The sequence below is a fragment of the Bacillus massiliglaciei genome (assembly GCF_900098925.1).
Lineage (GTDB): Bacteria > Bacillota > Bacilli > Bacillales > DSM-1321 > Peribacillus > Peribacillus massiliglaciei.
Map to the genome: position 1 here is coordinate 351,271 of NZ_LT622358.1, position 26,933 is coordinate 378,203.

Sequence of the window (26,933 nt, forward strand, 5' to 3'; positions counted from 1 at the left end):
CACACGTAATAATAACTGTTTTCTAACGTGTCATAAAGTATGCTTTTTGACAGTTAATCATCGTAAAATTACTTGTTTATATAAATTAATGCCTATGTATAATTTTACTCATAATATGATCGGTCGTGTTTCTATAGAAACATCTAAATATTTAAATTAAGTTTGTTTTATTTACATTAAGGATTATTTTATTTTTTTTGAAACGTTTTAGTAGTATGGATTGTCTAACGGTTAGAAAAAAAGAGGTGAGTCTATGTCAATCGAGAAAAAAATAAAAAAGGCAAAAAGAGGAAACGAACAGGCATTTCAAGAGTTAATTCAAGATGAAAAGAACAAACTCTTTCGTATGGCCTATTTATACGTAAAAAATGAAGATGATGCCCTTGATATTGTACAAGATACGATTTACAAAGCTTTTATATCAATCAAACAACTAAAAGAGCCTCATTATTTTTCTACTTGGATATCAAGAATTTTAATTAATACGGCTCTAGATTTTATTAAGAAAAATAACCGTGCGATTCCATTTAGTGATGTTGATGGAATTCACAAGGATCAGAATCTTCGAATTGAAGAAAAATTGGACTTATTAGAAGCAATTGAGCGATTAGAAGTGCAATATAAAACAGTGATAATTTTTAGATATTACAAGGACCTTTCTATTAAACAAATTGCTGAAATATTGAAATGTCCTGAAGGAACTGTCAAAACTCGATTGCATAGAGCCATTAATCAATTGAAATCGGATTTAAAAGAGGAGTGTATCTGATGAACGATTATTTATCCAACAACGTTAAAAAAGAGGTGGACAAAATAAAAATCCCTGAAGACAAATTGGATCAAGCAATTGAACATGGTCTTAAAAGAGGTAAAAAGAGTCAACGAGGTCTTAGTAAGAAAGTGCTCTACACTTGCAGCGCAGCCGTTCTTTTATTTAGCCTTTTAATAGGTTCAGCATTCGTTTCTCCAGCGATGGCAAAGATCGTGTCCAAAATTCCTTATTTGGGACAAATTTTTGAATCTAAGGATGATATAGTTAAAGTCATTTCAGAAGAACTAAGAGCAAAAGGTTACAACACCAGTAGAGCAGGAGTTTCATTTCCCGAAAAGGAAATATATATATCAATCGAAGGTTCGGAAAAGTACTTTGATTCTGTTAAAGATGATGTAGAAGATATTGCGAAGGACATTTTACAATCTAAAAATTATGATGCCTATACAATAAAAGTGACTAGATATAAGGAACGCGAGATTGATGTGGATGAGAAGAAGGAGAAGCAAAGTATAGAATTTGCACGGGAATATGATATATACCAGCCTGCAATTACGAAAGAGTTAAAAAAACGCGATTACAACGTATTGTCACTACAGCTGCGTTATAATCCAAAAACAATTGAAATAGAGATCCCTAATACAGAGACTAGGATCGATGAGATGAAGCAAGTGATTAATGATGTTCTTCAAACAAATAAAATCGATCCTATTCCATTAAACATAAAGAAAATAGACATGAAAAAAAAGGAACAAGATAAAAGGTGGAGAGAAATTCTTGATATTGTTGAGGATGACATATTAGGGAAGAAGGAGTACAAAGTTAGAATGGTTGGATATTCTATCCATCCAGAACCAGAAATTCAGGCGTTTATCACTTTACCTAGTTCAGATGAAAATGCAAAAGCTTTTGCTCAACAGCTTGAAAAAGTCATTGATGACTTTCTTAAATCAGAAGAAATGAAATCAAAAGTTAAAAACGATCCCTACCACATTACAATATATAGTAAAGATGACAAGATAATAAATTAAATGAAATAAAACAAGAAGAATCCAATTTGGAACACAATAAGACATGGAAAATTTAATGTAGGGTGAATCTATGAAGAAATCTTATACGGTATTTTACATTACTAGAAGTCCAGGTTATGGCGGCTATGGTTATGAGATACTGTCATTTGAAGGCACAAAAGAGGAATTTTTAGATGTAATTAGTAAAATCGTGCTTACTAAATATGGATGTTATAAAATCAGAATTGTACATGATAAGAAAAAAAGTATGTATATTTTGGGTATTAAAAGACGAGGAAGGAAAAAAGAATTTAGAGTTTTTATAAAGGATGTTCCTAATAAGTAATTACATTAAAAAAAGAGATAGTGCTTATTCAAGTAACGAGTGCAAGAGTTAAAGATGGGATCGCTGCGGCGATCTTTTTTCTTGTGGAGCTAAAGAAGTAGGATAGTTTGAAAAAGGATAGTAAATATCTGGTAGAATATGTTTAGAGGTGAAGTGAAAATGGAAATGAGAAATTTTATTCTGCATCGAGATAATATATTATCAGTACAGGTTCAAATTGGTGATTCTGATTATACATTCGGAATGAAATGGAAGAATCCTGAAAAACCTTACGATGATACTTGGGAACTCAAATCATATTGTAACAACAAGACTGGAGAAAAGGATTTAACAAAAGAACAAATTAAGGAATTTATGGATACAGTTAATCCAAAGGTTAATTGGAATATGGATGATTTTAAAAAACGGGGATAATTGTTATTCCTGCTTTCTTTAACGAACGGTCAGGATAGCTTAAAAAACATATAAACTTTAATTGGAGGAATATATTGAAAAAGTTACGTGGGAAAAGGCGATATTTTCGTAATTTATGGAAAGAAGTATCACTGGAAAATTGTAAATTGAACTTTAATAACGAGTCGTGGTTTGACTTATGGCATAACCATCTCGATTTTTCTGGATATGGAAATGGTAGTCTGAGGATGCGTAGAAAGCACATTGAGGCACATATAGCTTTATATAAAAATGTATTAAAAAAGCTTGAAACCTTTGAAAAACCATACCAAGCTTGGATTCACATTGATGATGATGACGCGAGTAAAGATGCAGTTTTTATTCATACCCCAAATCCAAACGAAGATAATTTCCCCCTTAAAGTAGAAAATTTGAACTGGGAGAATTGCACAATCCCATCTGTTTTCCACGATTTAATTAATACGAAGGAATTTTTTGTCGAACACTATAAATCTCAATCTGAAGGTGGTTACATTATCCAGTCCAAAAATCAGGGGAATAGATTGAATTCTTATTAAAGTAACTGATCCGATGCTTCAACAACGGAGGGTCGCTTTTTCTTATTGAAATACGGTGCAGTTTAATTGAAGAAAAAATACAATAAATAACCTATAATACTATTGCAAGTATTTTAAGTTTTTAAGGAGAACGAAAATGCTAAATATAACATTGAATAAGTGGTTTAGTTTATTAGCTTCTTTGTTTTATCTTGTTTATGTTTATAATGCCCGTATATATTATAATAGTATTAAGCATGAATTTCACCTAAATCATAAGCCGGTGTTAGGGAAATCTTCCCCCATTTACTTTTAAGGTGAATTAAGATTAATATTTATATATGTAAGCGTAAAATAATCCCCACCTTTTGATAAGATGAGGATGCTGATAAGATTGATTTACTTCACCGGTACCCTGCATTGATCGGGCAGTGAAACCGACCATGGAAGCATCTTTTGGATGACTTCGTCATTGTTCACATCCACAGTGGGAAGCTGCTGAAATAGGTAGAGAAGGTATTCGTAGGGATTTAGCCCGTTTTCCTTCGCTGTCTCCACTATGCTGTACACGATCGCACTCCCTCGTGCGCCTCGTGGTGTATTTGAAAAGAGCCAGTTTTTCCTGCCGATTACAAACGGCTTGATAGCTCGCTCACTCCGGTTATTGTCGATCTCCAATCGGCCATCTTGTAAGAAAGCCTCTAATAATTCCCACTGGTTGAGACCATAAGTGATTGCTTCGCCCAATTTCGATTTTGGTGCCACTTGAGGCTGTTTCGTTTGAAGCCATGCCAAAAAGAGGTCCAGGACCGGCTTGCTTTTTTCAAGCCGTACCTCGTACCGTTTTTCGGAGGATTCTTTTTTGATTGCCCGTTCAATGGCATACAGCTGGTTACAGAACTGCAAGCCTTCGGCAGAGGCAGTCTGTTTCCCTTTTGCTGAAGGTGGCGCCGCTTTTAATGCCTCGTCGAATTTGCGACGGGCGTGTGCCCAACAGCCAACCAAGATTACATCCGGGACTTTCAGGTAACCCGAATAGCCATCCACTTGAAGATAACCACTGAAGGTTTCCAAAAAGTGTTTGGCGTGCTCACCTTTGCGTGAAGGCTGATAGTCGTACAGGACAATCGGGGGACCGTCGGTCCCTGTCCGATATAGCCAAACATAGGATTTGGCTGTCGCATCGCGGCCTGGTTCGCGCAAGACTTGAAGTGTGGTTTCGTCGGCATGGGCAATGGGCTGTTTGACCAATTCCTGATGCATGCGATCATACAATATGGAAAGCCACTTTTCCGCACCATACAAAACCCAGTTCGCCATCGTTTGGCGTGACAGGTTCACGCCGAGACGTTGGATGTACTTTTCCTGCCGGTACAAAGGCAGACCTTCCACATATTTTTGTGTGATGATATGCGCCATGATCGACGGGGAAGCCAGACTTTTCGGGAAGACCGAAGGAAGCATGGGTGCCGTGACGATTGGCGTTTCTGTGCCATGTTGCTCACAGTGGCGGCAGGCGTAGACGAAGCGTTTATGCTCGATCACTTTCACCTTTGCCGGTTCTATGGCCAGTTCCTTCCGGACCTCGACGCTCATTTCGTGTAGTCCGTGACCGCAACACGAACAAGCCTGGTCCGCATCGGCCAATCGATACTCGATTGTTTCCGTCGGCAGGCTGCTTAGGGATGTTTCACGCTGACCTCGCTTTTTCTTACGGCGATACGTGATTGTTTCGTGTATGGGCTCCGATACAGTTGGATCGGCTAGTTGTTCGGCTTCGTTAAACAACAGAAGCGCTAATTGGTCGTCATCCGTCTTTTCGCTGGAAGAGCCGAATCGTTTTTGTTGGCTAAGGCGGAATTGTTCTTCATACCACTTGATTTTAGCCGTCAGCTCTTCCACCTGTGCCTGAAGCGACTCAATTGTTGGTTCAGCTGGTGGAGTTTGTACGTTCGTTTTCATACTAAGCAATATTCGACAAATATGCACAAACTCCTTCTTTCCGATTGAAAATATCACACAATCCTTTGCGATTGCACGGCGGGGTGTGCCTGCTTTTGAGAGAGGGACAATCCATCCAGCAGCCAGCGTAATTGTTTTCTCGTAACGGCCATCGGGATGGCATTGTTTCCAGACGGCCACTGGAAGGTTCCTCTCTCAAGGCGCCGATAATGAAGCCAGAAACCATTGTGGTCCCATTGCAGGATTTTCAATTTATCGCGTGAGCGATTGCAGAAAACAAACAAGCAGTGGCTGAATGGATTGAGTTCAAAGGTTTCCTGTACAATGGCAGCCAATCCATCAATCGATTTTCGCAGATCGGTGGGCCCTTGTGCCAGGTACACCTTATCGATTGTTACTTCGTCAATCATTTTCCTGTCAATGCCTTCAAGACTTGACGCAACAGCGCCTCGCTAAAGCCTTCGTTGACTTCGATCGTGACACCGCCGGCCCGAAGTCGGATTGGTGTCGGGGAAGACGACCAAGTCTCAGCCGGGGTGACGTCCAATGTCATCCACTGAACAGGTGAAGGTGTAACCGGCGTGGAGTTTTGGAATTTTTTCATCCAATAGCAGAACTGGTGGTAGGGTAGGTCTTTGTTTCGACAAAAAGCTCTTTTCGATAATCCGCTAGAAGCGAAATCTTCAAAACGCTCCTTCCATTGTTGTTCGAGCGTTGGGTTCATAAAAAAACCTCCTTCAAGCTTGTAAACTTAAGGAGATTATCTCATGGTTGTTTTTAAGGTTGTAGGTGGGCACAGTTTTACGCTTACTTATATATTAAAATATATAGTTTATCAAGCCTTTTAGGCACCGGCTTCCTAGGAAGCTTCTTCAAGCTATACCACAGAAAACCCTAATCAAAATGCAGGGTATTCGTATAAGAAAAAAGAGTTCATTTTGATTAACTTAATTTCAAGGAATTTAATACTTAAAATTAATAAAGACTCCTTGAAGAAATAAAGAGGACTTAAGTATAATATTTTTTAAGAAACAATTGACATTAAAAAGGACTGTTCGGTGCTGGTAACACCAAAAGGGTCAATAATAGGCTCCCTTTAGGGGGGGCAGCCTAAGTGGGGAAATAATCCATCATAAGCGGCCAAGCTCAAGGATGGATTATTTTTTATGGTTAATTGAAGGCATTGCAACGACTTAGCAACTATTTGCGTTTTGTTGGGGTACGTAAACGATTCTGGATTTCAGGGGCCACTATGGAAAACAAAACCAAAAATTAGATGTTTAATGTCAATAAAATTGTTCCAGAAAAGGGCCATATTATTGAGGAACGCTTAGTAGGGGTAGCGTCAGGAAAATGCGGATTTACAACGATAAGCAAATTACAACATAAAAAAACGGTTCCTAAACGTTGTGCGGAATCGTTTTTTTTATTTCGTTTGTTAAACTAAAGAGCACTTTAATAAGATTTTTTAATTTTCCCCCCATTTATTTTGGAAAATAAGGTTGTCTAAAGAACGCCTTTTTTCCCAATCAGCTAATTCTAGAATGGGTTTTTCTGGATAATCATCAGTGTAACCAATAGAAATAAGAGCAATAGGCTCAATATGTGGTGGTATTTCTAAAATGTCTCTAATATCATTCTTTTTATAAAAACTTACCCAGCCCATTGCAAGCCCTTCAGCACTAGCTGCTAACCACATATTTTGAATGGCACAAGCAGTTGATAAAGCATCCGTTTCAGGAATTGAATTTCGTCCTAATATGCGAACCTCCTCTTGTTGGATCACAAGTTACACATATAGTTAAAGGAGATTCTTTTAGACCTTCAACTTTTAAACTAAGGAATTTCGTTTCTTTTTCTCCTTCATAATGAATAGCCAATGCTCTTCTTTCCTTATCCGCTGCCCATGCTAACTTTTCTTTAATTTCATTTGAAGAAACTAAAATAAAATTCCATGGTTGCATAAACCCTACTGAGGGTGCATGATGAGCAGCATTTAGTATTTTATGTATTGTATTTTCTGGGATAGGAGTTGACAAAAAACTTCGGATGTCTCTTCTATGATAAATAACTTTATATATTGCTTCTTTTTCTTCCTTAGTAAACATATTTTCCCTCTCTCGTTAAAAATTAAAATGTTATTGTTTATTCATATATTAACAATAAAACCTGTTGCTGTCTAGACTGACCTATTCATTTGAGACAGTAATAAAACACCTTCTTAGGCTGCCATATCACCAAACTCTATTGGTGTGTGGTAGCCTAATTTTTCTTGGATACGCTCTTCATTATAATAACTCATAAATTGATCGACACGTTCCTTTACTTCTTCTAGCGACAAAGAATGGAATTTAACAAACTGAAATTCTTCTGATTTAAGGTTCGAGTGGAAAGACTCAATCACTGCGTTATCCCAACAGTTTCCCCTGCGTGACATACTACCAACTAAATTCTTTTCTTTAATCCGATTCTGATAAGCATAAGAAGAATAGACACTTCCTTGATCTGAATGGATAATGACTCCTTTAGGGTTTCCTCGCTTTTCTAGTGCTTCATTCAAGGTATCAATCACCAAAGGAATTTGTTGATGAGTATAAAGTTTATAGGCAACAATTTGATTATTAAACAAGTCCATGATCGTTGATAAATATAAAGTGTCTGGCCCATATTGGATGTAGGTAATATCTGTTACCCACTTATGGTTAGGTTTGCTTGCGTGAAACTCTCGCTGTAATAAGTTTGGTGCGACAACGACAGATTCTCCTTGAGACTTCCACCTTCTCTTTTGTTTTACTTTACATTGAAGGTGATATTTCTGCATGATTCGTTGAACAGTATTGCAGCTCAATTTGATATGGTAGTCACGTTTTAAAAGCTCCTTGATTTTTCGATGACCATATCGGTATTTAGTTTTTTCGCAAAGGTAAATAATCGCTTCTTCTTCCTTAGACAACTCAACTGGTTGCGCATTTGCCCAGCGATAATAGGTGGATCTAGGAACATTTAAAGCTGATAAAATAGCTGATACTGTATATTTCTTTCGTAAATTCTGAACTAATTGGAGAACGATTTCTTTTTCAACTCCTTTTCGATCTCCAAATACTTTTTTAAGATTTCATTTTCCTGTTTTAAATGATTCAATTGACGTTCTTTTTTCTCTTCAGGACTCGAACTGTCTGGTCCATGACCATAGGAATATTGTTTTCCTATTGGTTGATCAAATCGATGAACCTGATTATCTCGATACCATTTCATCCACGTTTTGATTTGAGATACATTTTTAATCTCATACTTCTCCATGATTTCACGGTTCGAAAACTGACCACTCATTTTATCTTTCACAACTGCCCACTTAACTTCATTTGAATATACATTTTTGCCCATGCAAAAACACCTCCGAATTAGTACTTTGTTTAAGTGTACCATTTCGAAGGTGTTTTATAGTGTCTCATTAATTTAGGTTAGTCTAGTCCGTCTCTTAATTAAATGGTTTTTTATATTTTTTTATTGCTCCTTTTATTTTACTTAAAACTCATGTATACTAAAACCAAATTGAATAGAAATAACTAGGGGAGTCCAATAAGTTGGGCTGAGAGAGAAACACGTTAAAGTTTCTTGACCCTTTGGACCTGATCTAGATCATACTAGCGTGGGGAAGTTAGAAAAAATAATCATGTATTGAATAAACTTCTACATACAAAGCCGGTCCATCCTTTTTGGATTCGGCTTTTTTATTTAATTCATTTCTTTAATTCCTCTTTTATTGTTCTAGATCTCGTCCTTTAATTTTAAAAAGGGGAGAGATTTACTCTATGTCAACAACTTCATTAAACGAAAAAAGCATTTCCATCATGTCTAGTTTTTCAGGTAGTAAAAAAGTTTATGTTGAAGGCTCAAGACCCGATATCAAGGTACCAATGCGTGAAATTGAACTAAGTCCTACAACGGGCGCCTTTGGTGAAGAAGAAAATCCACCAGTTCGTGTCTATGATACAAGCGGACCTTATACGGATACTAATTATCCAGTTGATATTACAAAAGGTCTTCCTCCTCTTCGAAGCACATGGATTCATGAACGAGGAGATGTTGAGGAATATGAAGGAAGAGAAGTTAAGGCTGAAGACAATGGATATAAGGATGAGAATGACCCTCGTGCTAATCATAATATGTTCCCGGGTTTAAAGCGTAAACCCTTACGTGCAAAAAAAGGTGGAAATGTCACACAGCTTCATTATGCAAGGAAGGGCATCATCACTCCTGAGATGGAATTTATCGCATTAAGGGAAAATATGAAACCTGAATTTGTGCGTGAAGAAGTTGCAAGAGGTCGAGCAATTATCCCTTCTAATATCAATCATCCAGAGGCAGAGCCTATGATCATAGGACGTAATTTCCATGTTAAAATCAACGCAAATATTGGGAATTCTGCTGTTTCATCCTCCATCGAAGAAGAGGTCGAAAAAATGACATGGGCCACACGTTGGGGTGCTGATAATATTATGGACCTATCAACAGGTAAAAACATTCATACAACAAGGGAATGGATAATTCGCAATTCTGCTGTTCCTGTAGGAACCGTTCCTATCTACCAAGCACTTGAAAAAGTAAATGGTGTTGCCGAAGACCTCACATGGGAGGTTTACCGTGATACTTTGATTGAGCAAGCCGAGCAAGGCGTGGATTACTTCACCATTCATGCTGGTGTTCTTTTGCGATATGTTCCGTTAACAGCAAAACGTTTAACAGGTATTGTATCCCGGGGTGGATCTATTATGGCACAATGGTGTCTTCACCACCACAAAGAAAGCTTTTTATATACTCATTTTGAAGAAATCTGTGAGATTATGAAAACTTATGATGTTGCATTCTCTTTAGGAGATGGTCTACGTCCTGGTTCAATTGCTGATGCTAATGATGAAGCACAATTTGCAGAATTAGAAACTCTTGGAGAACTAACAAAAATTGCTTGGGAGCATGATGTACAGGTAATGGTTGAAGGTCCAGGTCACGTACCTATGCACCTTATTAAAGAAAACATGGACAAACAACTTGAGGTTTGTAAGGAAGCGCCTTTCTATACTCTAGGGCCACTTACAACTGACATAGCTCCTGGCTATGATCATATTACATCTGCGATTGGTGCAGCCATGATTGGTTGGTATGGTACGGCTATGCTATGTTATGTTACACCAAAAGAACATTTAGGTTTACCAAACCGAGATGATGTACGTGAAGGTGTTATAACTTATAAAATAGCTGCACATGCTGCTGATTTAGCCAAAGGGCATCCAGGCGCACACAAAAGAGATGATGCCTTATCAAAAGCTCGTTTCGAATTCCGTTGGAGAGATCAGTTTAATTTATCATTGGATCCTGAACGCGCTTTAGAATATCATGATGAGACGTTACCTGCAGAAGGTGCAAAAACAGCACATTTCTGCTCAATGTGTGGACCGAAATTTTGTAGCATGAGGATCTCTCAAGATATTCGTAATTACGCGAAAGAAAACAAGCTTGATACAAAAGAAGCAATAGAAAAAGGAATGAAGGAAAAAGCTGAAGAGTTTAAGGAATCTGGTGGTAAATTATATCAATAATTCTTGTAGTTAGGAGGTTTACGTTGAAGTTCCAAATAATTGAAGAGGAGATTAATCAATTAAAAACTCACCTTGCTTTTTTGGAAAAACGCTTAAAAGAGATTCAACAAAATTGTGATCATCATTTTAAAGGAAATCAATATTATGAAACATGTATCAAGTGTAATAAAGTAAATGTTTTATACTATTAGCAGTGGAAAGCTAAAAAATGCTAAAAGAAACCTTGCCCTAATACCTATCTCTTTAAAAGAGGCAAGGTTTCTTTATCTTCAATTACTTAAATAAAAGAACATTTCTATAGATATTTTTTTTCACAATACTAGCCCTTTAATGGAATAAAAAAGATTATTTGTTTGCTTCTGATAACTTTCTATACAATGAAGCTCTAGACACATTTGTAATTTCACAAATTTGATTTACAGTCATATTTCCTTCTTTATATAGCTTTACTGCATAATTCATTCCTGCGTGATTTTTATGATATTTCTTTAACCGTCCTTTAAACTTCCCTTCTTTCTTTGCGAGCTCAATCCCTTCACGCTGACGCATTCGAATAAGGTCTCGCTCTAATTGGTTAACACCAGCCATTACCGTAATTAAGAATTGGCTGTATGGATTATCTTCTGATAAATCTAGCCATGTATCCTTAAGTGATTTTAAGCTTGCCTTTTTATTTCGTATTAAATCAATTAATTCAAATAAATCTTGCGTACTTCGAGTGATCCGAGTTAAGTCTGTAACATAAATAATGTCACCTTCTCGTAAACCCTCTAACATTTTTTGAAGTTGCTCACGATCCTTTGTTGCTCCAGAAACTTTTTCTTCAAAAATAATATCTATTCCGTTTTCGTTAAGTTGTTGAAATTGCCTTGAAGGATTTTGACCAACAGAACTAACTCGAACATATCCAATTTTTTGCATACTTTCACCTCATTTTTGAGACAAGTCTTATGAGACGCTCTTAGCTATGATTTTATCAGTCTACTACACTTGTATCAATAGAGTACACTCTATTGATATATAATTGAACTAATTAACTGAATAATTACAGAAATGAGATGATACTGTATGAAAATTGCGAGAGGTAGAGAATTGCTTACACCAGATCAGAGACTAGCTCTAATGCAAATTCCTGAAGATGAATGGATATTGGGAACCTACTACACTTTTTCCAAACAGGATTTAGAAATTATTAATAAGCGAAGAAGAGAGGAAAACCGTTTAGGGTTTGCTGTTCAATTAGCCGTTCTTCGGTATCCCGGTTGGCCATACACTCATATCAAAGGCATCCCAGATTCTGTCATACATTATATATCGAAACAAATTTGTGCTACTCCATCTTCGCTTAGTCTTTATCCTCAAAGAGAAAATACACTTTGGGATCATTTGAAAGAAATTCGTAGTGAATATGACCTTGTAACTTTTACTCTTAAAGAATATCGAATGGCATTTAAGCACCTTCATCAATTAGCTTTGGAAAATGGTGATGCTATTCATCTACTACAAGAATGCATAGATTATCTAAGAAAAAACAGAATCATACTGCCTGCTATCACTACCCTTGAAAGAATGGTGTGGGAGGCAAGAACAATGGCTGAAAAGAAGCTATTTAATACGGTTAGTCAATCTTTGACACATAAGCAAAAAGAAAGGCTAGAGGAAATCATCACTTCGCAGCATCCATCCGAATCTAATAAAACGATATTGGGTTGGTTAAAGGAACCACCAGGTCATCCTTCACCCGAAACATTTCTAAAAGTAATAGAACGACTCGAATACATACGAGGTATGGAATTAGAAACGGTACAAATTAGTCATTTGCATCGCAATCGCCTGTTACAGCTATCTCGATTAGGTTCAAGATATGAGCCTTATGCATTCCGTGACTTTCAGGAAAATAAACGATATTCGATATTAACCGTCTATTTATTACATCTTACTCAGGAGTTAACGGATAAAGCTTTTGAAATTCATGACAGACAAATACTCAGTCTGTTATCAAAAGGCCGTAAGGCTCAAGAAGAAATTCAGAAACAAAACGGTAAAAAGCTGAATGAGAAGGTTATACACTTTACGAACATCGGACAAGCTTTAATCAAAGCAAAAGAGGAAAAATTAGACGTTTTTGAGGTTTTACAATCCGTCATTGAATGGACTTCCTTTGTTTCTTCGGTGGAAGAAGCTCAGGAGCTTGCACGTCCAGCCGACTATGATTATTTAGACTTACTGCAAAAACGATTTTATTCACTTAGAAAATATACGCCAACGCTATTAAGGGTATTGGAATTTCATTCTACAAAGTCAAATGAAGCACTTTTACAAGCTGTAGAGATTATCCGAGGAATGAACGAATCTGGAAAACGAAAAGTACCTGATGACTCACCTGTGGACTTTATCTCAAAGCGTTGGAAAAAACACTTATATGAGGATGACGGTACAATCAACCGTCATTATTATGAAATGGCCGTCTTAACAGAACTAAGGGAGCATGTTCGGGCTGGTGATGTTTCCATTATGGGCAGTAGACAATATAGAGATTTTGAGGAATATTTGTTTTCAGAGGATACATGGAATCAAACGAAGGGAAATACGAGGCTATCAGTTAGTTTATCATTCGAAGACTATATGACAGAGAGAAGCAGCAGTCTTAATGAAAGATTAACGTGGTTATCTGCCAATTCTAACAAATTAGATGGGGTTTCTCTTGAAAAAAGAAAGTTATCAATTTCACGCTTAGAAAAAGATGTTCCAGAAGAAGCAAAGAAATTTAGTGCAAGCCTTTATCAGATGCTCCTGTATTTGATAATTTAATATTGAGCCACTTTTGAAGGGTTCGATCACATAAAAAATGAGCCACATGATTTCCAATTTTGATAACCTCTCTTATGATTGAAAGTGACCAAACTATCACTTTTAGAGAGAGGCACAAAGGATGATCGATATGGCTCAATTTTATAATATCAAATTCTTACATGAGGTAGAAGGACTATCACAAAGACAAATAGCTAAAAAGCTTGGTATTTCAAGGAATACAGTAAGTAAGTATTTAAAAGAACAGGAAGCTCCAACAACCATACAACGCCAAAGAATCTATGGTGGTACTAAAGATTATTCTGAAGAAACAAAACGGGTATTACCAATAATTGACCAATGGTTAGAGGATGACCTCAACCGATGGGGTAAGCAGAAACATACGGCTACCAATATATATAACAGATTAGTTAATGAATATGACTTTGAAGGTTCGGAATCTAATATACGAAAAATAGTAAGGAAACGCAGAAAAAAGCTTCAGGAAGTCTTCATTCCTCTTGATTTTCAACTCGGCCACCAATTCCAATTCGACTGGGGAGAGGCGGACATCATTCTACAGGGTCGAAAGAAACGTATTTACCTCTTTTGCATTCAGCTTTCCGCAAGTCGTGTAAGGTTTGTGAGAGCTTATCTTCATGAAAAACAGGAAGCTTTCCTTGATGGATTTGTTCATGCGTTTGAATTTTTTGGAGGAGTTCCAACTGAAGGTCTATTTGATAATTTAAAAACAGCTGTGGTAAAAATCCTTCAAGGTAGAGACCGATTGGAACAGGAATCATTTCTTGCCTTACAAACACATTATCTATTCAAATCTGAGTTCTGCAATGTCAGATCTGGAAATGAAAAAGGACGTGTAGAGGGATTGGTAGGCTATGTAAGAAGAAATGCCTTTGTACCTGAGCCGGAGGTTCAGACACTAGATGAATTGAATGATTATTTACAAGATTGGTGTTTTAACGAGGCAGAACGCAAAACCGTTCCTTATACCAAAGAAACAATCGCTGATATGTGGGCTAAAGAAAAGGAATATCTTCACCCACTTCCTGAACAACGGTTTGAAGCCTGTAAGCTAGTCTCTTGTCAGGTAAACAAGACTTCACTAATCTCAATCGAAACCAATCAGTATTCTGTCCCATGTGGTTATGTCGGCCAAGCTGTATGGGCAAAAATTTTTGTCGACCGAGTGATCGTTGTGGCTCAAAACCAAGTGATCGCAGAACATTTACGTTCAAATGAACGAAATCAAATGATTACTGTATTGGACCATTATCTAGAAGCGTTGATAAAAAAGCCTCGTGCGATACGTGATGCACATGCTTTCCAAGCTTCTGACATTCCAGCTGTGTTCAGGCGTTTTCATCGGAAGATGAGAGAACAAGAAGGAGCCATTGGAGATCGAAAGTTCATACGACTTCTCCTCCTTCATCGTGAAATTGGAATGGAAAAGTTAACACAGGCCTTGAGTGAGGCTGAGGAAGCACAAGTTTTTCGTTATGAAGTTGTGCATGAAATCATCCAAAGGCTAACGAATAACCATTTGAAGTCTCACGAGCTCTCTAAAGAGAAGACACCTACAAATCTGCTAGACTATAAAGTTAAAAAGTCAAATGTAGCTCAATATGAACAACTAACTGGAGGTCAGACAAAATGAATGCAGAAATCATGCTAGATCATATTGTAAAGCAACTTAGAATGCCGACAATCGGAAGACAGTATCGCTCTCTCGCTAGAGAAGCGGAGGAAAGAAACCTAAGTTATGAAGAATACCTATTGGCATTACTAGAAACAGAATTAGAAACAAGAGAAGAAAATCAGAGACAGAGGAGACTTAAGCAAGCTGCGTTCCCTGTCCAGAAAACATTAGATACCTATGATTTCAGCTTAATGCCAAGCTTGAATCGAAACCGCTTTATCACCATGGCTAAGGGTGAATTCGTAGACAAAAAGGAAAATCTAATATTTTTGGGGAATAGTGGTACTGGTAAAACTCACTTGGCAATCGCTCTTGGGGTAGAAATGATTCAAAATGGTTATAAAACTAAGTTTATTACAGCATCGGCGTTAGTAGAAGAATTACTTATGGCCAACGAGGAGCATAAGCTTGGGGCATTTGAGAAGAAGTGGCTCAAATTTGATTTGATCATTGTTGATGAGTTAGGGTATGTCCCCTTCTCCAAAATTGGAGCAGAGTTATTGTTCCAATTCTTTTCAAGTCGTTATGAACGCGCGAGCGTTATTGTTACAACTAATCTAGAATTCTCGGAATGGACAAACATATTTGGCGACGATAAAATGACCGCTGCATTACTTGATCGCCTTACGCACCGATCGCACATCCACCTACTTAACGGAGAATCCTATAGATTCCGTCAAAGTATGCAACATCGGGAAGTTGTCGAAGGGTAACAACGGCGGGCGAGGTGTTTGGGTGTCTTGCCCCTCTCCGGGGCAAGGCACCCAAACACCCAACTACTCCCAAATATGGGAGTTAACAGACACTAAGTGGCTCACTTTTAAAGTGATCGCTCTGGCTCAATATAATATTGACAAAAACAGCTCCCAAGAATAAAATTAACCGATTTACTCATGGATGTTGCTTATATAACAGGATTTCATGAGCAATTTACTCATGCTTCAAATAGTCGAAAGCCAGATAAAGAAGAAACAATTATTATCATGGCTGCCCTATTAGGAATGGGAATGAATATTGGATTGAGTAAGATGGCTGAAGCAACACCTGGACTTACATATAAGCAACTAGCCAATGTTTCTCAATGGCGCATGTATGAAGACGCAATGAATAAAGCTCAAGCCGTATTAGTAAATTTTCATCACAAATTACAATTGTCTTCCTATTGGGGCGACGGTACAACATCTTCGTCAGATGGTATGAGAATGCAGCTAGGTGTTTCGTCACTACATGCAGATGCAAACCCTCATTACGGAACAGGAAAAGGCACCACCATCTATCGGTTTACGAGTGATCAATTTTCTTCTTATTACACAAAGATCATTCATACTAATTCAAGGGATGCCATTCATGTTTTGGACGGTTTATTGCATCATGAGACTGATCTAAACATAGAGGAACATTATACAGACACAGCCGGTTACACAGACCAAATTTTCGGATTGACCCATTTATTAGGATTTAAATTTGCACCAAGGATAAGAGATCTATCGGACTCAAAATTATTTACAATAGATAAAGCAGGTGAGTATCCAAAACTAGAAGCTATTTTACGTGGGCAAATAAACACAAAAGTCATTAAAGAAAATTATGAGGATGTTTTACGGTTAGCTCATTCAATAAGAGAAGGGACAGTCTCAGCATCCTTGATTATGGGGAAATTAGGATCTTATTCAAGACAAAACAGCTTAGCTACAGCCCTACGTGAGATGGGACGTATAGAAAAAACAATCTTTATTCTTAATTACATTTCGGATGAATCTTTAAGAAGAAAAATACAAAAAGGATTGAATAAAGGAGAAGCCATGAATGGACTGGCAAGAGCTATTTTCTTCGGAAAGCAAGGAGAGCTTAGGGAACGAACCATACAGCATCAATTGCAAAGGGCCAGTGCCTTAAACATAATCATCAATGCCATAAGTATCTGGAATACTCTACATCTAACAAAAGCGGTTGAATATCAAAAACGGACAGGTAGTTTTAATGAAAACTTATTGCATCATATGTCACCTTTAGGCTGGGAACATATCAATTTACTAGGAGAATACCATTTTAATTCAGAGAAAGTGGTCTCATTAGATTCTCTAAGACCACTGAAACTTACTTAGCGTTGTTAAAATTGGGGGAATTGTCTTGGAAACGGGCTTATCGTTGTAAATCCGCATTTTCCTGACGGTACCCCTAGTAAGATAAATGGATATTGTAAAGGAATACACTTAAAAACATTTTGTTCAATAACAAAGGGATAAGCTTAAATTCGCTTACTGTGACTGCTAAACTAGAGTAGACAGTTTTTGCTAGATAAAATGAAACACTTTTCCCAAAAATATTAATAAAATCATACTCCTTCCATTGTAAAATGTTTATATCAGTAAACGATTCAATGGAGGGCAGGAAAAGGTGGATAAGTGGGAAATGTACATGGAAATACATCAATTAATCAAAAAGGGTTTTAGTAAGACACAGGTTGCAAAAAAGTTAGGAATATCCAGATCTACAGTTTATCGTAATTTAAAAAGGTCACCTTCTGATATGGCTGAATGGGTGGAATCAATCCAGACAAGAAGCAAAAAGTTAGATCCTTATAAAAAGATAATCCTTTCCTGGTTGAGGGAACATCCGGATATGTCCGCTGCTCAAGTGGAGGATTGGTTAAAAGAAAAGTACGAGGATTTAGAAGTGGGAGAAAGTACCGTTCGGTCCTATGTAAGAGAATTACGAAAGCAATATCATATTAATAAGGAATCTTCACCACGAATATATGAAGCAATACCTGATACTCCTATGGGTGAGCAAATCCAAGTAGATTTTGGTCATACGAAACAAAAGGCAGTTGATAACACAGAAGTGAAATTAAACTTTATAGCTTTTGTATTATCTAATTCTAGATATAAATATAAGGAATGGCTTGATAGGCCTTTTACTACGCAGGATGTAATAAAAGCACATGAAAATGCGTTTAATTGGTTCGGGGGAATTCCAAGTGAATTGGTATATGACCAAGATAGTTTGATAGTTGTTAGTGAGAATCATGGAGATTTAATTCTAACGCAAGAGTTCCAGCAGTATAAAGAATCTAGGAATCTTACTCTTCACGTTTGCCGTAAGGCGGATCCAGAGAGTAAAGGAAAAATAGAAAATGTAGTTGGTTTTATTAAACATAATTTCGCCAAACATCGAGTCTTTCATAACATTGATTCTTGGAATGAACAAGGTTGGGAATGGCTCAATAGAACTGGGAATTATAAAATTCATAATACAACAAAAAAGAGACCAGTCGACGTGTTTTCCCTGGAAAGACAACACTTACGACCAGTCATCAAAAATCTAGATATAAAATATAACTATGAAAATAGTATATCAAGAAGTGTCCATAAGGACAATACTATTCGCTATTTATCTAATCGCTATTCCCTTCCATTGGGGACGTTTGGTAAATATGAAACGGTTTGTATTAAGGAAACCGAAGAAAAAGAATTGATCATTTATAACCACCAGACAGGTGAGATTATCGCTAAGCATAATATTCCTGACGGAAGAGGAATATTGGTGAAGGATAGGAAACATAGTCGTGATCGATCAAAGGGCATAGCAGCATTTATGGATACAGTTGCACAACAGTTTAAGGATAAGGAACTGGCTTTTGAATATCTACAAATTATAAAAGAGAAGTACCCTCGGTACACTAGAGACCAATTACAAATGATCTTGAAAGAGACAAAAGCAAACGACCCGGAGATTTTATCATCAGCATTAAAGGAATGTAGGAAAAGAAATCTTTATAGTGCAACAGACTTTAGCGATGTCGTTTCGTACTTAAAACGCTATCGACAAACTAGTGATACACTCATAATCGATAACGCTGAGAGTGTACCATCTATAAGTCATATTTCTAATTGGATATTGGAGACAGAAGCCCAAAAAAGAGAAGTTGATACATATACGGCTATTTTGGAAGGTGAATCTAAATGAGCCAACTAAGTCAGTTACAGGAATTAATGAAATCTTTAAGACTTACAGAGACAGCAAATCATCTTCCTACATTAATAAGAGAAGCTGAGATAAAGGATTCCACCTTTACTCAGTTCCTCCTGGATGTAGCTAAGTATGAACAAACTCGAAGAGAAGAAAAGCAACTGGAGAGAAGGTATAAATGGGCTACCTTCCCTTTTCATAAAACATTAGAGGAGTTTAATTTAAAAGAACAAAAATCCTTAAGTAATAAACATTTAAATAGATTAAAAGATCTAACGTGGATTGAACAGTTATACAATATAATTTTATTGGGCCCACCAGGAAGTGGTAAAACTCATATCTCTATAGGATTGGGCATTGAAGCTTTAAATCAAGGATATAAGGTCATCTTTACGACCATGGGTGAACTTATTCATGTCCTAAAAACAGAAGAGATTACTCGTAAATCACAAACAAGAATGAAAAGAATACGAGATGCAGATTTAGTAATTATTGATGACTTAATGTTCATGGCAATGGATAAGCAAGAGGCAAATATGTTTTTCCATTTAATTAATGACCTATATAATCAATCCTCTATTATTTTGACATCGAACAAAGGCCCAAAAGAATGGGGTGAATTATTAGGAGATCAAGCAATAACAACCGCTATCTTAGATAGAATTTTACATCGTGTTGAAATCATTCATTTAAATGAAGATAGCTATCGAATGAAACATAGATCAACCATATTTGGGCAAGAAAGTGTTTCAAATTAACAAGCAGAAATTGTGTCTTTTTGCTTGACGGTCACACTTACCCCTTTTTAAACTCATTTGCACTTTGTAGAAGACCTAAATCAACTAAGTCAGTACCATTTTTATTAATCTTATTTGTTATGTTCCAATTCTGCTTTTCATCATCAAAAGACAGTGAATATAAATTATTTATCCCACTTAGTTTTTTCTCTAATACATATCCGTTTTTATTTTCTTTATTAAGGTAAAATACTGGAGACCAATCGCCTCCAATTTGTGATTTAGCGATTTTCAATAAAATATTTGATAAGGATTTTTGTTCAGCAGTTAAATTATCTTTATCAGGTGTGAATTCCATATTTGAAATGTAATTATAGCCGTCTACTTGAATTTTATGTGATTTTATAAAATCATTTGTGATAGTTTGTATTACTGCTTCTTCTGTTAATTTAGCATTTACATTAGATGTGTAAGCTGTAAAGGATAATATTATTGTAAACAGTAGAAATGATATTCTTCTCATATTGTTGTTCCTCCATTGATTAGTCGCTTATATTATTCCTTTATTTCCCACAACTATTCCCACTTTTTAACTAGCGGGGTGGCTTATGTTGAACAAGAGGGTTGCTACAAGGCAATCCTTTTTCTTGATTCGACTAACGATGCAGGGTAATTCATTGTAAAACCACCAATATACTATTAGTGGTTTTAGAAGACTTATTTATAAGGATCATTAATAATGATGATAAGAGTCTCCACCTTCAAGTTGCCGTTTGGTTTCTGCATCAATAACTGTATGTTTCCAAAACTCTTCATCCTTGGTCTGTACAAAAGAAGCGAAGAAATATACTTGTCGTTCTGGATGTATAGCAGGAGAAAGTTCTTGTTTTGATTGACACATATATCTTCCTGTTTTCTTTTCAAAAGTCATAACTGCATCTGGGGTTTCTTTATAAGTTATTTTTCGTCTTATACTATAAGTAGCATCATCATATTCTTTATATACATCTTTTTTCAATTGTTGATAAAATTCATCTTCACTAACAAAAGACTTATCTTTGTTATCTGGATAATCAAACTGTTGAGCTGACGTTGGAATTGCTGATACAAACAATACAATAAAAGTAATAATTATAGTGAGAAGTCTCTTCACCGTATTCGCCTCCAATCCTTTGGTATTTTCCCCTTTATTTAATTAACAATTCATAGGGTTAATTTTTTAAATCAAATAGTGCTTAATTCAAAAAGACAAGATTGTGAAATGCTTAAAGTGAAAAGTGCTTTTCTTTAATAACGATCGGGCGCGATTGTGAAAGAAAATCGATGAACAAAATTTTAAAGACAGTAGATCTATCCCTCAATCAAATATTACGAAATCCCACCTGAATCTTTTACATCTTAGGGGGGGTTTTTCATAATAAACCTTTTCGGGGGGATATGCAAAAATACCCAAATTGAACTATTATTTTTTTAGTATTACCTTATTTATTGCTTGACATAGTCTAGTTATGCCTTCTTCAATTTCGTCATTGTTTAAATGTCCATAACCCAAAATAATTTGATTAGGATATGTTCCTTTTTCAATTGTATGATCTTCAACTGGATAAATTTTAACTCCAAATTGTTCAATTTCTTCAAGTAATTCTTTTGAAAAATGTTGTTCCTTAAATTCAACAATGAGGTGTAAGCCTGTGGAGTCACCCAAAATATTAATCTTATTCGAAAATGTCGTATTTAAACAATGGATAAGCAAATCTCTACGGTTTTTATAAATCTTCTTCATCTTAGAAATATGCCGATCCAAATGGCCTTCTTTTATAAAACGAGCAAGGACAAGTTGGTCTATAGAAGGCGTATGTAGATCCGAAAACCATTTTAGCTTCCTGCATTGTTCAATAAGTTGTAAAGGAAGAATCAAATATCCCATTCTAAGGGCAGGCGATAAGATTTTACTAAACGATCCAATATATAACACTCGTTCCGGTTCTAATCCCTGTAATGAACTAACAGGTGTGCCTTCATATCGAAACTCACTGTCATAATCATCTTCGACTATATAACAATTTGTTTGTCTTGCGTAATGAATCAATTGAATCCTTCGCTGAATTGGTAACGTTCCTCCTAAAGGAAACTGGTGGGAAGGAGTAACAAAGACGAATCTTGGGTTTTTATTTAATGGCAGTAACGATGTCTTCATCCCATTTTCATCAACAGGCACGGGATAAAGCCGAGCGCCTGTTGTTTTAAATATCGTTTGAATATCATTGGTGATTGGATCTTCCATTATCACCATATCATCCGGAGATAAAAGTAATTTAGAAACAAGTGTCATAGCTTGAGTTGCACCTGAAGTAATCACGATTTGATCTGGATGACAGTCAACGCCCCTAGTTTTCAGTAAATATTGTGATAAAACCTGTCTTAATTCTGGACGACCCTCAGGAAAATCATATCCAAACGCAGAAGGAAGTGTCTCATTCCATATGGTATAAGATAACTTTGCCCAGGTTTTACGTGGGAATAAATCCAATGCTGGTATTCCTGAACGAAAGTTAATAATGTCATCGTCTTTTTTGCCTTTTTCATCCCTAGCAAAAGAGTGCAATGAGGTTGCTTTTTTATGTTGTTCTAAAAAAGCTCCTGCAGCAACGTATGTCCCCGAACCCCTTCGGGAAACTAAAAACCCCTCGGCTAATAGTTGATCATATGCTTCTAAAATGACATTCCTAGAGACTTTTAAATCAGAAGATAGCTCCCGGGTAGATGGTAGTTTTTCATCCGGTTTTAGCTGTCCATTTAAAATTCGTTCCCGTATTGTCTGATTAACTTGTTTAATTAAAGGTATATCCAGCGACCGATCAATGGGTATCCAAAGCATATTTGCATATTCTCCTTAATAAAAGTGGAACCATCAAAAAACATAATAAGTGGTACTCATATAAACCATTTTATCATGATAAAGTGGATTCAAATAGTGAAAAGGAGATGTATGATAATAATGAAAACCCATGAATCCCAGGTCGCTCAAGCACTTAAATCGATTGCACGAAATCAACATATTAAATCTTATATTCAACAATCCAATGAACTATATCCATTATTATTGAAGGCTGCCAAACGGTTTGTGACAGGAGAAAATAAACAAGAAGGAATCGAGATAGCAAATGAGCTAATTTCAAAAGGGTATTTTATTTCACTTGAATATATAGGAGAAAATACAGAAGACTTAAAGGATTGTATAAAAGCCAAAGACGAGTTTTTGAATCTTATAAAAGAAATGGGTTCTATGTCTATGAATCAAACTGTTTCGCTTGATCTCTCACATATTGGATTGTCTGTGAATCCAGACACAGCTTATATTCATTTACAGGAGATAGCTGAGAAAGCAAATCAATACGGGATAACACTTATGATCAGTATGGAAGAATCATCAAAAACGGATGACATTCTTGATATATATAAAAAGGCGACTGAGCAATATCCAAATGTAGGGATAACGCTGCAAGCACATTTATACCGATCCAGCGATGATATTAAGGAACTCATTCATTATCCCGGGAGAATACGAATTGTTAAAGGTGCTTATCAAGAATCTGCTGAAATTGCTATGGCAAGAACAAAGGAGTTAAATAACCGTTATCTAAAATATGTAGAACAATTAGTAGAAGCGAACCATCCAGTATCCATTGCCACACATGATGAAATTCTTATTCAGGAAATGGAACAACGCCAGCTTCTTAATCATCCCACTGTAGAAATCGAAATGCTCTATGGAATACGTCCGGATTTGATAAAAGATTTAAAAAGCAAAGAGCACAACTGTAAAGTATACTTGACTTACGGACAAGAGTGGTATTTATATTTGTGCCATCGAATAGCCGAATACCCGGAAAATCTATTCCGTGCCGTAACAGATATGATAGATCCATCTTTAACAGGGGAAAGGAGTTCATATTAAAAGGTAAATGGTGCTTATCTACAGTATCATATTCACATACAGAATATTCGTAATGATGTTTGATGTAAGAAAAGGAGGGAAAAGAATTGAACCATGATTTTTATCGTTCGTTATTTCCTATATTAGCTACTCATACACATCTATCTAGCTGTTCCCAAGGTGCATTGGCAAAGCCTGTTTCAAAAGCTATTGAGGAATATCACAAAGTTTACTTCTGTCGGGTAGTAATTGGAATGAAGCGATAAATAAAGTGGATGAGACTCGTATGAAATTTGCTAAACTTATTGGAGCCGAAACAGATGAGGTTGCTATACTATGTTCTGTTTCTGATGCTATTTCTACTATTGCGACTTCCCTCCCTTTTCAAAAAGTTAAAAATAAAATCATGTTTACGGATATAGATTTTCCTACTGTTGGTCATATATGGTTTGCACAAGAACCGTTTAAAGACAATATCTCCATGATTCGTTCTTTAAACGGGGAAATCCCTCTGGAACAATATGAAAAAGAAATAACAACTGATACGTTTCTTACATGTATTCCACATGTGAATTATTACAACGGATATAAGCAAAACGTTAGAGAGATTGCTGATATCGCACATAGAAAAGGCTCTCTTTTATTCGTCGATGCTTACCAATCAGCTGGACATATTCCAATTGATGTGAAAGAGATGGATATTGATATACTAACAACGGGATCTCGTAAATACATGTTAGGAATTCCTGGCGTATCGTTTTTGTATATAAATGTTTATGGCACTATAGAAATGTAGGCTATGGCATTTAATTTGTGCAGGCCCCTCGGGGCCTGCACAAATTAAAAAAACCACTTGTCAACATCCTCAAAAACTCATACACTTCCTGTTGGGACCAAGTCGTGCAGGAGGTATTTAAGGAGATGTTGGCAGTGGCCGAAATTAATTATATCAGACATGAAGTAAACAATAAAGATAATGGATATGCAGAAGTAGCTAAGAAGATGGGGAAAGATCCACGGACAGTTAAGAAGTATGCAGATATGGAGGATTTCAACGAAAAACCTAAGAAAAGACAAGTAAGGATTTCACCCGTGCTAGGTCCAGTAAAAGCAATATTGGATGAGTGGATCAAGGAGGACTTTAAGAAGAAAAAGAAATTCCGCCGTACAGCCAAAAGATTGTGGGAACTGCTAAAGGAACATCATGAGTTTAAAGGTTCCGATCGTACTGTCCGTGAGTATGTATCTTTAAGGAAAAAAGAATTCCAGAACGAGGCAGATGAGGCAGCTCTTCCGCTAGAAGCAGTGCCGGGAACCGCGCAGGTGGATTTTGGGGAAGCTCCGTTTGAATATGGCGGAGAGGAAATTGTATTGCCATACTTGGTCATGTCATTCCCTTTTAGCAACTCATTTTATTTTCAAGCCTTTCCTTCCCAAAACAAGGAGTGTTTCCTTGAAGGGATGAAACGGATGTTTCACCATATGGGAGGAGTGCCAAAAACAATCCGGTTTGACAACCTTTCCCCTGCCGTGAAAAAGGTATTGCCAAACGGCAAACGGCACTTAACCGACGAATTCCAGAACTTCGTTCTTCATTATGGTTTTGAGCCTGAATTCTGTAATCCGAATAGCGGTAATGAGAAAGGCCATGTCGAAGCGATGGTGAAGTATGTCAGGAATAACTTCCTTCTTCCCGGCCTCCATGTAATAGAGCTCGATGAGCTGAATAAAGAACTTTGGGGAAAAGCTGAACGTGACAGGGAAAGGAAGCATTACCAAAAGGAATGGATGATATCACAGCTATTTGAGGATGACAGGAAAGCTTTCCTTCTCCTCCCTCCAAAAGAGTATGAATGTGTCAGATACGAAACTCTGAAAGCCGATAAATATGGTTATATTAAGCTTGATCTCAATCTCTATTCAACTTCGCCAAGATACGCGCTAAGCAAGGTCCTGGCAAGAATCTCATATGACAAAGTGGATATTTTAAATGATGAAAATGAGCTGGTCGTTAGTCATTCCCGGCTGTATGGCCAGTACAGAAAATCGATGAAATGGCAGCCATACCTGAACTTAATGGCCAAACGCCCTACGGCACTCAAATACACCAGTTTTTATGGCCAGTTGCCGGAAGAATGGAAGAATTACTTCGAATCGTGCACGGTTGCCGAAAAGCCGGAGGCGTTAAGGCTCTTATCCGTCATTTTAAAAGATCATGAATTCAGTGCTATCACGAAGGCATTGGTTATCGCATCCGAACATGGGCATCCCTCCGTGGAGGCTATCAAACAGGTATTCTATCAACTTATCAATGGCCGTGGGATGCGAGACGAGATAAAGCCAAAGATGACGCTTCCTGAACTGCCCGAAGTGACGCGGGGCCTAACACATTATGACAAGCTCCACAAAGGGGTGGATGCATAATGAACAGCGAAATCCAATCCTATGCCAAACGGCTGAAGCTAAGCTGGATTAAGGAACACTTTCACGAAGTGGACGCATCAACCAACCAGGAGTACTTACTCAAGCTGTTCGAAGCGGAAATTCAGCAACGTGAAGAGCGCAAGACCAATCTTCTTCTAACTCAGGCAACTTTGCCAAAGGTGAATGGAAAGCCCTTTGACTGGAGCCAAATTCAAATTCCGGCAGGAATGACAAAGGAGAACCTTCTGAACGGTGAATTCACTGGAATGCAGGAGAATGCGATTTTTTATGGCGGGGTCGGAGTCGGGAAAACCTATCTTGCGACACTGATAGGTTTGAATGCCATACATAGATTTGGCAAGTCGGTAAAATTCTATACGGTGGCAGGCTTGGTAAACAGGCTTCTGGAAGCAAATGAGAAAGGGACCCTGGGAAAACTGTTCAAGCAAATAGAGAAACTGGATCTACTGATTCTTGATGAATTAGGTTATATCCCTTTGCACAAAGAGGGAGGTGAGCTTTTATTTCAAGTCATTTCAATGTGTTATGAAGCAAGGAGCATCATCATGACAACCAATCTTCAATTTGGCCAATGGAACCATGTCTTTGGCGATCCAATCCTTACCGAGGCTGTCATTGACCGGCTGATCCACCATTCTCATTTAGTGGTATTCAATGGTGAAAGTCATCGCTACAAGGAATCTATACTTAAAAGTTAA

24 protein-coding genes, 3 pseudogenes and 1 riboswitch are annotated in these 26,933 nt (G+C 37.0%); of the genes and pseudogenes, 17 read left to right on the top strand and 10 right to left on the bottom strand.

The features are described from left to right. Positions 1-253 precede the first annotated feature (253 nt). The 5 genes from BQ4305_RS10125 (at position 254) to BQ4305_RS10145 (ending at position 3,099) form a co-directional block, all read left to right on the top strand. Positions 254-769 carry a sigma-70 family RNA polymerase sigma factor gene (locus tag BQ4305_RS10125; RefSeq protein WP_110927689.1) on the top strand — a complete coding sequence of 172 codons (516 nt, stop codon included), beginning with the start codon at positions 254-256 and terminating at the stop codon, positions 767-769. Beyond that, on the top strand, positions 769-1,803 hold the full coding sequence (locus tag BQ4305_RS10130; protein WP_110927690.1) for a DUF4179 domain-containing protein: 1,035 nt from the start codon (positions 769-771) through the stop codon (positions 1,801-1,803). The genes BQ4305_RS10125 and BQ4305_RS10130 overlap by 1 nt, the downstream gene beginning before the upstream one ends. Positions 1,804-1,873: 70 nt before the next feature. Beyond that, positions 1,874-2,128 (top strand): hypothetical protein, encoded by a 255-nt coding sequence (locus tag BQ4305_RS10135; RefSeq protein WP_110927691.1) that lies wholly within the window; start codon positions 1,874-1,876, stop codon positions 2,126-2,128. Positions 2,129-2,287: 159 nt separating this feature from the next. Further along, entirely contained in the window at positions 2,288-2,542 is a 255-nt protein-coding gene (locus BQ4305_RS10140; protein ID WP_110927692.1) for a hypothetical protein, read from the top strand. A 74-nt stretch (positions 2,543-2,616) separates the two neighbouring features. Beyond that, positions 2,617-3,099 carry a hypothetical protein gene (locus BQ4305_RS10145; protein ID WP_110927693.1) on the top strand — a complete coding sequence of 161 codons (483 nt, stop codon included), beginning with the start codon at positions 2,617-2,619 and terminating at the stop codon, positions 3,097-3,099. A gap of 378 nt (positions 3,100-3,477) precedes the next feature. On the opposite strand, the gene tnpC is transcribed toward BQ4305_RS10145, so the two are convergent. The 6 genes and pseudogenes from tnpC to BQ4305_RS22265 form a co-directional block, all read right to left on the bottom strand. Further along, positions 3,478-5,040: an IS66 family transposase gene (gene tnpC, locus BQ4305_RS10150; protein WP_110927694.1), complete on the bottom strand. Its 1,563-nt coding sequence runs from the start codon at positions 5,038-5,040 to the stop codon at positions 3,478-3,480. Positions 5,041-5,093: 53 nt separating this feature from the next. Next, complete coding sequence (gene tnpB, locus BQ4305_RS10155; RefSeq protein ID WP_061794403.1) at positions 5,094-5,450, bottom strand: IS66 family insertion sequence element accessory protein TnpB; 357 nt, start codon at positions 5,448-5,450, stop codon at positions 5,094-5,096. Next, positions 5,447-5,764 (bottom strand): IS66 family insertion sequence element accessory protein TnpA, encoded by a 318-nt coding sequence (gene tnpA / locus BQ4305_RS10160; protein WP_061794402.1) that lies wholly within the window; start codon positions 5,762-5,764, stop codon positions 5,447-5,449. Before tnpA ends, tnpB begins: the two co-directional genes overlap by 4 nt. 744 nt (positions 5,765-6,508) lie before the next feature. Beyond that, positions 6,509-7,148: pseudogene (gene bluB / locus BQ4305_RS10165) on the bottom strand (5,6-dimethylbenzimidazole synthase). Positions 7,149-7,261: 113 nt separating this feature from the next. Next, positions 7,262-8,110 (bottom strand): IS3 family transposase, encoded by an 849-nt coding sequence (locus BQ4305_RS10170; protein ID WP_407640154.1) that lies wholly within the window; start codon positions 8,108-8,110, stop codon positions 7,262-7,264. Next, positions 8,095-8,424 (bottom strand): hypothetical protein, encoded by a 330-nt coding sequence (locus tag BQ4305_RS22265; protein ID WP_110928850.1) that lies wholly within the window; start codon positions 8,422-8,424, stop codon positions 8,095-8,097. Before BQ4305_RS22265 ends, BQ4305_RS10170 begins: the two co-directional genes overlap by 16 nt. A gap of 174 nt (positions 8,425-8,598) precedes the next feature. Next, a riboswitch (TPP riboswitch) is annotated at positions 8,599-8,713 on the top strand. 139 nt (positions 8,714-8,852) lie between these two features. Between BQ4305_RS22265 and thiC the strand changes: the two genes are divergently transcribed. Beyond that, positions 8,853-10,637, top strand: coding sequence for a phosphomethylpyrimidine synthase ThiC (gene thiC, locus BQ4305_RS10175; protein ID WP_110927696.1), 1,785 nt, complete (start codon positions 8,853-8,855; stop codon positions 10,635-10,637). Between the two features lie 23 nt (positions 10,638-10,660). Then, positions 10,661-10,828 (top strand): serine protease, encoded by a 168-nt coding sequence (locus BQ4305_RS10180; RefSeq protein ID WP_110927697.1) that lies wholly within the window; start codon positions 10,661-10,663, stop codon positions 10,826-10,828. 154 nt (positions 10,829-10,982) lie between these two features. Here BQ4305_RS10180 and BQ4305_RS10185 read toward each other — a convergent pair whose 3' ends face one another. Further along, on the bottom strand, positions 10,983-11,558 hold the full coding sequence (locus BQ4305_RS10185; RefSeq protein WP_110927698.1) for a recombinase family protein: 576 nt from the start codon (positions 11,556-11,558) through the stop codon (positions 10,983-10,985). A 147-nt stretch (positions 11,559-11,705) separates the two neighbouring features. Between BQ4305_RS10185 and BQ4305_RS10190 the strand changes: the two are divergent. The 6 genes and pseudogenes from BQ4305_RS10190 to istB (BQ4305_RS10220) all read left to right on the top strand — a co-directional run. Beyond that, positions 11,706-13,430: pseudogene (locus tag BQ4305_RS10190) on the top strand (DUF4158 domain-containing protein); the annotation flags it as partial. 148 nt (positions 13,431-13,578) lie between these two features. Beyond that, complete coding sequence (gene istA, locus BQ4305_RS10200; RefSeq protein ID WP_234396927.1) at positions 13,579-15,102, top strand: IS21 family transposase; 1,524 nt, start codon at positions 13,579-13,581, stop codon at positions 15,100-15,102. Continuing rightward, a complete protein-coding gene (gene istB, locus BQ4305_RS10205; RefSeq protein ID WP_110927700.1) occupies positions 15,099-15,857 on the top strand; it encodes an IS21-like element helper ATPase IstB in 759 nt (252 codons plus the stop codon). The genes istA (BQ4305_RS10200) and istB (BQ4305_RS10205) overlap by 4 nt, the downstream gene beginning before the upstream one ends. A gap of 144 nt (positions 15,858-16,001) precedes the next feature. Next, positions 16,002-17,249: pseudogene (locus tag BQ4305_RS10210) on the top strand (Tn3 family transposase); the annotation flags it as partial. A 292-nt stretch (positions 17,250-17,541) separates the two neighbouring features. After that, complete coding sequence (gene istA, locus BQ4305_RS10215; protein WP_052725839.1) at positions 17,542-19,113, top strand: IS21 family transposase; 1,572 nt, start codon at positions 17,542-17,544, stop codon at positions 19,111-19,113. Further along, entirely contained in the window at positions 19,110-19,874 is a 765-nt protein-coding gene (gene istB, locus BQ4305_RS10220) for an IS21-like element helper ATPase IstB (protein WP_039230572.1), read from the top strand. Before istA (BQ4305_RS10215) ends, istB (BQ4305_RS10220) begins: the two co-directional genes overlap by 4 nt. A gap of 37 nt (positions 19,875-19,911) precedes the next feature. Here istB (BQ4305_RS10220) and BQ4305_RS10225 read toward each other — a convergent pair whose 3' ends face one another. From BQ4305_RS10225 to pdxR, 3 genes are all read right to left on the bottom strand, one after another. Then, on the bottom strand, positions 19,912-20,376 hold the full coding sequence (locus BQ4305_RS10225) for a hypothetical protein (protein WP_110927701.1): 465 nt from the start codon (positions 20,374-20,376) through the stop codon (positions 19,912-19,914). A 210-nt stretch (positions 20,377-20,586) separates the two neighbouring features. Next, positions 20,587-21,006, bottom strand: a complete 420-nt coding sequence (locus tag BQ4305_RS10230; RefSeq protein WP_110927702.1) for a hypothetical protein — start codon at positions 21,004-21,006, stop codon at positions 20,587-20,589. Positions 21,007-21,315: 309 nt separating this feature from the next. Further along, positions 21,316-22,731 (bottom strand): MocR-like pyridoxine biosynthesis transcription factor PdxR, encoded by a 1,416-nt coding sequence (pdxR, locus tag BQ4305_RS10235; protein WP_110927703.1) that lies wholly within the window; start codon positions 22,729-22,731, stop codon positions 21,316-21,318. A 120-nt stretch (positions 22,732-22,851) separates the two neighbouring features. On the opposite strand from pdxR, the gene BQ4305_RS10240 reads away from it, so the two are divergent. From BQ4305_RS10240 to istB (BQ4305_RS10255), 4 genes are all read left to right on the top strand, one after another. Further along, entirely contained in the window at positions 22,852-23,811 is a 960-nt protein-coding gene (locus tag BQ4305_RS10240) for a proline dehydrogenase family protein (protein ID WP_110927704.1), read from the top strand. A gap of 265 nt (positions 23,812-24,076) precedes the next feature. Further along, complete coding sequence (locus BQ4305_RS10245; RefSeq protein WP_324611574.1) at positions 24,077-24,586, top strand: aminotransferase class V-fold PLP-dependent enzyme; 510 nt, start codon at positions 24,077-24,079, stop codon at positions 24,584-24,586. A gap of 125 nt (positions 24,587-24,711) precedes the next feature. Then, positions 24,712-26,214 carry an IS21 family transposase gene (istA, locus tag BQ4305_RS10250; RefSeq protein ID WP_110927705.1) on the top strand — a complete coding sequence of 501 codons (1,503 nt, stop codon included), beginning with the start codon at positions 24,712-24,714 and terminating at the stop codon, positions 26,212-26,214. After that, entirely contained in the window at positions 26,214-26,933 is a 720-nt protein-coding gene (istB, locus tag BQ4305_RS10255; RefSeq protein ID WP_110927706.1) for an IS21-like element helper ATPase IstB, read from the top strand. The genes istA (BQ4305_RS10250) and istB (BQ4305_RS10255) overlap by 1 nt, the downstream gene beginning before the upstream one ends.

Excerpts from the sequence above, each read along its gene's own strand:
- BQ4305_RS22265 (WP_110928850.1), bottom strand. The coding sequence starts at position 8,424 with ATGGGCAAAAATGTATATTCAAATGAAGTTAAGTGGGCAGTTGTGAAA.
- istA (WP_110927705.1), top strand. The coding sequence starts at position 24,712 with ATGTTGGCAGTGGCCGAAATTAATTATATCAGACATGAAGTAAACAAT.
- thiC (WP_110927696.1), top strand. The coding sequence starts at position 8,853 with ATGTCAACAACTTCATTAAACGAAAAAAGCATTTCCATCATGTCTAGT.
- istB (WP_110927700.1), top strand. The coding sequence starts at position 15,099 with ATGAATGCAGAAATCATGCTAGATCATATTGTAAAGCAACTTAGAATG.
- BQ4305_RS10185 (WP_110927698.1), bottom strand. The coding sequence starts at position 11,558 with ATGCAAAAAATTGGATATGTTCGAGTTAGTTCTGTTGGTCAAAATCCT.
- istB (WP_110927706.1), top strand. The coding sequence starts at position 26,214 with ATGAACAGCGAAATCCAATCCTATGCCAAACGGCTGAAGCTAAGCTGG.
- BQ4305_RS10225 (WP_110927701.1), bottom strand. The coding sequence starts at position 20,376 with ATGAGAAGAATATCATTTCTACTGTTTACAATAATATTATCCTTTACA.
- tnpA (WP_061794402.1), bottom strand. The coding sequence starts at position 5,764 with ATGAACCCAACGCTCGAACAACAATGGAAGGAGCGTTTTGAAGATTTC.
- pdxR (WP_110927703.1), bottom strand. The coding sequence starts at position 22,731 with ATGCTTTGGATACCCATTGATCGGTCGCTGGATATACCTTTAATTAAA.
- istA (WP_234396927.1), top strand. The coding sequence starts at position 13,579 with ATGGCTCAATTTTATAATATCAAATTCTTACATGAGGTAGAAGGACTA.
- BQ4305_RS10125 (WP_110927689.1), top strand. The coding sequence starts at position 254 with ATGTCAATCGAGAAAAAAATAAAAAAGGCAAAAAGAGGAAACGAACAG.
- BQ4305_RS10140 (WP_110927692.1), top strand. The coding sequence starts at position 2,288 with ATGGAAATGAGAAATTTTATTCTGCATCGAGATAATATATTATCAGTA.
- tnpC (WP_110927694.1), bottom strand. The coding sequence starts at position 5,040 with ATGAAAACGAACGTACAAACTCCACCAGCTGAACCAACAATTGAGTCG.
- istB (WP_039230572.1), top strand. The coding sequence starts at position 19,110 with ATGAGCCAACTAAGTCAGTTACAGGAATTAATGAAATCTTTAAGACTT.
- BQ4305_RS10245 (WP_324611574.1), top strand. The coding sequence starts at position 24,077 with ATGAAATTTGCTAAACTTATTGGAGCCGAAACAGATGAGGTTGCTATA.
- BQ4305_RS10130 (WP_110927690.1), top strand. The coding sequence starts at position 769 with ATGAACGATTATTTATCCAACAACGTTAAAAAAGAGGTGGACAAAATA.
- tnpB (WP_061794403.1), bottom strand. The coding sequence starts at position 5,450 with ATGATTGACGAAGTAACAATCGATAAGGTGTACCTGGCACAAGGGCCC.
- BQ4305_RS10135 (WP_110927691.1), top strand. The coding sequence starts at position 1,874 with ATGAAGAAATCTTATACGGTATTTTACATTACTAGAAGTCCAGGTTAT.
- BQ4305_RS10240 (WP_110927704.1), top strand. The coding sequence starts at position 22,852 with ATGAAAACCCATGAATCCCAGGTCGCTCAAGCACTTAAATCGATTGCA.